This is a genomic window from Pedococcus sp. P2_D9, from assembly GCF_056404275.1.
This window is the reverse complement of the sequence record NZ_JBFUEI010000022.1, coordinates 1-4658: the sequence shown is the minus strand read 5'-3', so window position 1 is coordinate 4658 and position 4658 is coordinate 1. Positions and strand designations below refer to the sequence as shown.

Annotated in this window: 4 protein-coding genes and 1 pseudogene; all 5 read right to left on the bottom strand. The window is 64.6% G+C overall.

Going from position 1 to position 4658, the window contains the following annotated elements; all coding sequences use genetic code 11:
- Positions 1 to 728, bottom strand: a pseudogene (locus AC1DXJ_RS20230) (Re/Si-specific NAD(P)(+) transhydrogenase subunit alpha); the annotation flags it as partial.
- 304 nt (positions 729 to 1032) lie between these two features.
- The gene (locus AC1DXJ_RS20225; protein ID WP_477637857.1) at positions 1033 to 1437 is read right to left on the bottom strand and encodes an SDR family NAD(P)-dependent oxidoreductase; all 405 of its coding nucleotides are present in this window, start codon (positions 1435 to 1437) and stop codon (positions 1033 to 1035) included.
- A complete protein-coding gene (locus tag AC1DXJ_RS20220) occupies positions 1437 to 2651 on the bottom strand; it encodes an acetyl-CoA C-acetyltransferase (protein ID WP_477637856.1) in 1215 nt (404 codons plus the stop codon). Before AC1DXJ_RS20220 ends, AC1DXJ_RS20225 begins: the two co-directional genes overlap by 1 nt.
- Positions 2652 to 2679: 28 nt before the next feature.
- Positions 2680 to 3825 (bottom strand): acyl-CoA dehydrogenase family protein, encoded by a 1146-nt coding sequence (locus AC1DXJ_RS20215; protein ID WP_477637855.1) that lies wholly within the window; start codon positions 3823 to 3825, stop codon positions 2680 to 2682.
- 279 nt (positions 3826 to 4104) lie between these two features.
- Positions 4105 to 4658: LysR substrate-binding domain-containing protein (locus AC1DXJ_RS20210; RefSeq protein WP_477637854.1), on the bottom strand; the 554-nt coding region annotated here is incomplete at its 5' end.

Genomic DNA, 4658 nt, shown 5'->3' with positions numbered 1-4658 from the left:
GCGTAGAGCTCGGCGGCCTTGCGGTTGAAGTCCTCGCCCATCTCCTTGGCGTAGCCGGTGGCCGAGGGGCCTTCGTCGTCCACCGCGATGCGCAGGAACTCCGCACCCATCGACTCGACCTGCTCACCGACCTCGGACCTCGCGTCGAAGGCGCGGACGATCGCGCCCAGGCTGCTGGCCGTGCCGATCGCTGCCAGGCCCGCGACCCCGGCACCCACGACCAGCACCTTGGCAGGCGGGACCTTGCCGGCCGCGGTGACCTGACCGGTGAAGAGCGAGCCGAACTCGTGGGCTGCCTCGATCACGGCGCGGTAGCCGCCGATGTTGGCCATCGACGAGAGCACGTCGAGCGACTGGGCACGCGAGATGCGGGGCACCGCATCCATCGCGAGCGCCGTCACCCCAGCGGCCGTCAGCTTGTCGACGAGCTCCGGGTTGAGCGCCGGCGAGATGAGCGAGGCGAACAGCGAACCGGCCCGCAGCCGGCCGATCTCCTCGTCGGTGGGTCCGTTGATCTTGAGCACGACATCGCTCGTCCAGGCGTCGGTGCCCTGGACGACAGAAGCCCCGGCCGCGGCATACGCGTCATCGGAGAACGMCGAGCGGGCGCCGGCGCCCGCCTCGACGACCACGTCGTACCCGAGGCCGACCAGCTGCCCCACGGTCTTGGGCGTGGCGGCGACCCGGGTCTCGCCCGGCTTGGACTCTGCTGGAACACCGATCCGCACTACTCCTCCGAAGCCGGGGCGTGGCAGGTGCGGTTGGCGACGAGGGTCTCAAAATTGTCACTCAAGGGAGTGGGCATCGCTGGGGAGGCGACCGGGCCCTTGAGGTTCTCAGCACCCAGGTCCTCGCCAGGACTGAAGTCAGCAGAACGGCACCCGTCACTGTGAGCGCCACGGGACCAGAGGCCCCGGGCACGTCGCTTCGCGAGGATCGGTGTAAAACGCCCGAGAACGGGCTGCAGTCTCTGCGCGGCTGCGTGAGTGGTCATACGAGCGTCCCAACTCAGCCGTAGTCCCGATGACCCGTTCACATCGAGATCCCGCCATCAACGGGCAACACCGCGCCGGTGACATACGCGGCCTCACCGCCCACATAGACCTTCAGTACCTGATCCCTGTCCTCACCGGTCATTTTCCAGAGCAGTTTGTCGCGCAGAAGGCCAGCATCGTTGACCACAACGTCGGGTCGGCCCGTTTCGGCGATTATTCTGGCTACGGCGGCTTCGACGTCCTCGGTCTCGCTGACGTCGCAGCACAGGCTCCGGGCCCCCCTGGCAGCGGCAGCCTTCTCGACCTCGTCTCCGTCATGGTCGACCAAGTACACAGCTGCACGGCTGGCCCGGAAGTGGCCGCCCAGTTCTCGACCGATGCCGCGTGCCGCACCGGTGACGATGACGGTCTGTGCGCAGAAGTCAAGGCCCAGGTTGTTCATCAGGAAAGTCTCTCTAGGATCATGGCCATCCCTTGACCGCCACCGACACACATAGTTTCGAGGGCGAACTGCTTGTCGTGGAATTGCATAGAGTTAATGAGCGTCGTGGCGATGCGGGCGCCCGTCATCCCGAAAGGATGGCCAAGAGCAATCGCCCCCCCGTTTATGTTCAAGCGGTCCTCTTCAATCCCGAGTTCGCGGGCCGAGGGGAGAACCTGGGCCGCGAAAGCCTCGTTCATCTCGACGAGGTCTATGTCGCCGATGGTCATACCGGCGCGGGAGAGCGCTTGGCGGGAGGCTTGGACCGGCCCCAGCCCCATCACCTCGGGAGAAAGCCCTGAGACTCCCGTCGACACGACACGGGCCAGCGGCGTAATGCCTAATTGCTTGGCGCGTACATCACTCATCACCACAAGAGCTGCTGCTCCGTCGTTGAGTGAGCAACAGTTGCCTGCGGTCACCGTGCCATTGGTGCGGAACACAGGCTCAAGCGCCGCGAGGGCCTCGATGGTCACACCTGCTCGCGGGCCGTCATCCATCGTGACGAGCGTGCCGTCGGCGAGGCCAACTGGGGTGATTTCTCGTTCCCAGAAGCCATTGGTGATGGCCTTCTCGGCGAGATTCTGACTGCGGACTGCAAAAGCATCCTGGTCGGCTCGAGTAACACCCATGGAGCTCGCCACATTCTCCGCCGTCTGGCCCATGGTGATGTAGATGTCGGGTAGTACTCCGTGGCGCCGCAGGTCCGCCCACTGACCACCCTCAACCAGCTCACTCGTACGACGCTGGGCCGCCTCAAACCTAGGGTTGAAGGTGCCAGGCATGTAGTCCGCCTGTCCGTTCACGAAACGGCTGACGGTTTCCACGCCTACGGAAATGAAGACGTCGCCTTCACCCGCGCGAATCGCGTGCATCGCCATCCGAGTGGTCTGCAGGCTCGAGGAACAGTAGCGGTTGACCGTCGTGCCTGCGACGTCGGGCATTCCCGCAAGCACAGAGACAACACGGGCCATGTTGTAGCCCGATTCGCCCGCCGGTTGGGCGCAGCCCAGCATCAGGTCGTCTACGGTGGTCGGATCGAGCTCAGGGATCTTATCGAGTGCGGCTTTGACCATGTCGGCGGCAAGGTCGTCCGGACGCACATCGCGCAAAGACCCCTTACGGGCACGGCCAATCGGGGACCTAGCGGCAGCGACAATGACAGCTTCAGTCATGGCAATTTCCTTGGTCGTGGTTGTCGGGTCAGAGGCCGAGATCGCGGCCGATCAGTTCCTTCATGATTTCGTTCGTACCAGCCCAGATCTTGGTAACGCGGGCATCTCGCCAGGCTCGGGCCACGCGGTATTCGTTCATGAATCCATAGCCGCCGTAGAGCTGCACGCAGTGGTCCAATACTTGGTTCTGCACCTCCGCCGACCACCACTTGGCTTTGGCGGCATCGGTGGGACTCAGGTCGCCTGAGGCATGCGCAGCTACGCACTGGTCGATGTAGGCGCGTGTGACGTCGATCCGGGTGGCGAGTTCCGCGAGCAGGAACCTGTTGTGTTGGAAAGCGCCTATCGACTGTCCGAACGCCTTCCGGTCCTTGCAGTACTGAATCGTCTCGGAGAGGATCTGCGCCGCATGTGTCAGGTTGGTGACCGCGGCCGAGAGACGCTCCTGAGGCAGGAACGTCATCATGTGGATGAATCCCCGGTCGAGCTCGCCGATTATGTTTGCCGAGGAGACACGTACGTCGTCGAATGACAACTCTGCGGTGTCGGACTCGTCCTGACCCACCTTGTCCAAACGCCGGCCTCGGGTGAAGCCCGGTGTCGTGGTCTCGACCGCGAACAGCGTGATTCCCTTGGACTTCCCTTTCGGGCTAGTACGAGCGGCCACAATCACCAAGTCAGCGGAGTGACCGTTGGTGATGAAGGTCTTTGAGCCGTTGAGGATCCAATCGCCACCCTCAGACACCGCGGTGGTCTTGAGGTTGGCCAGGTCCGACCCACCGGAGGGCTCGGTCATCGCGATGGCGGTCAGCAGCTCGCCGGTGCAGAACCTCGGCAGCCACCGTTCGCGCTGCTCGGGGGTGGTCAGATGCACGAGGTAAGGCGCCACGATGTCAGTGTGAATGCCAACGCAGGATGCGAGTGCCATATTCACCTTGGCCAACTCTTCGGTGAGGACAGCGTTGAACCGGAAGTCGCCGGCCTGCGAACCGCCATAGGACTCAGGGATCGCGAGTCCCAGGAGTCCCTGCTTCCCGGCCTCGATCCAAAAGTCGCGAGGCAAGCCCCTGTCTGCGACGTACGCCGCCAGATGAGGCTCCACCTGGCGCTTCAAGAAGCCTCGCACCGAAGCTCGGAACGCCTCGTGATCATCGTTGTAGAGGGTACGTCGCATGTCGACTCCAGTGACTAAGCGCTCGCTTTTTTTCTAAGCGCTCGCTTATGAAAGCGCAGCCGGCCAAGCCGTGTCAATACCGCCCCAGAAGAGGATGCGCATCGTCGGCCGGTTCTGCCAGAGGCGTCACCGCCTCCTCCGCTTGCCGGGGCTCCCGGGCCTCGCCCCTAGCGCTGCCACGGACCATCACACTGGGACGCGTGGCTCGAGCGGGCTCCACCACGCTCGTGCCGGAACATGAGAGTGTCTTTGCATCGGCCGCCCACCCCGAGGCGCGAGTCAACGCTGGGTGAGCACGAGGAAATCAGCGGCCGTCCCCAAGGGGCGGCGCGAACCGGTCCAGACCGCCCTGATGGGGCGATGAAGGTCGATTCCCACCACCGGAACGACGGCCAGGTGACCGGCGGCGACGGTATCCCTGACGGCAAGCTTGCTGAGGACGGCGGGAGCGGTCCCGGCCATGGCGGCGACGCGTACTGCGGTGTTGCTTGCCAGCGACTGGGCAGGTTCAACGGGTTCCTGGCCGGCTGCCCGGCAGGCGTCCAGGAACGTGCGGCGCGTGCCAGAGCCTTCCTCACGGTGCACGAGCGGGGTACTCGCCAGCTCAGCCGCCGGCACCGGCTTCCTGCGACCTGTCCACGGGTGGCCCGGAGCCACGACCACGAGCAGCTCATCACTTCGCAGACTGGCGGTGTGCAGGTCCCGGACCGCTTGGGTGGTCTCGATGAACCCCAGGTCATGCTGCCCGGAGCGGACCTGCTCGACCACCTGCTCGGAGTTCAGGACCGAGAGGTTCACCACCACGCTGGGGTGATCGCGCCGGAACTCGCCGA

What these genes read in the sequence shown, in the direction of transcription:
- AC1DXJ_RS20220 (WP_477637856.1), bottom strand. Translation starts at nt 2,651, where the DNA reads ATGACTGAAGCTGTCATTGTCGCTGCCGCTAGGTCCCCGATTGGCCGT.
- AC1DXJ_RS20225 (WP_477637857.1), bottom strand. Translation starts at nt 1,437, where the DNA reads ATGAACAACCTGGGCCTTGACTTCTGCGCACAGACCGTCATCGTCACC.
- AC1DXJ_RS20215 (WP_477637855.1), bottom strand. Translation starts at nt 3,825, where the DNA reads ATGCGACGTACCCTCTACAACGATGATCACGAGGCGTTCCGAGCTTCG.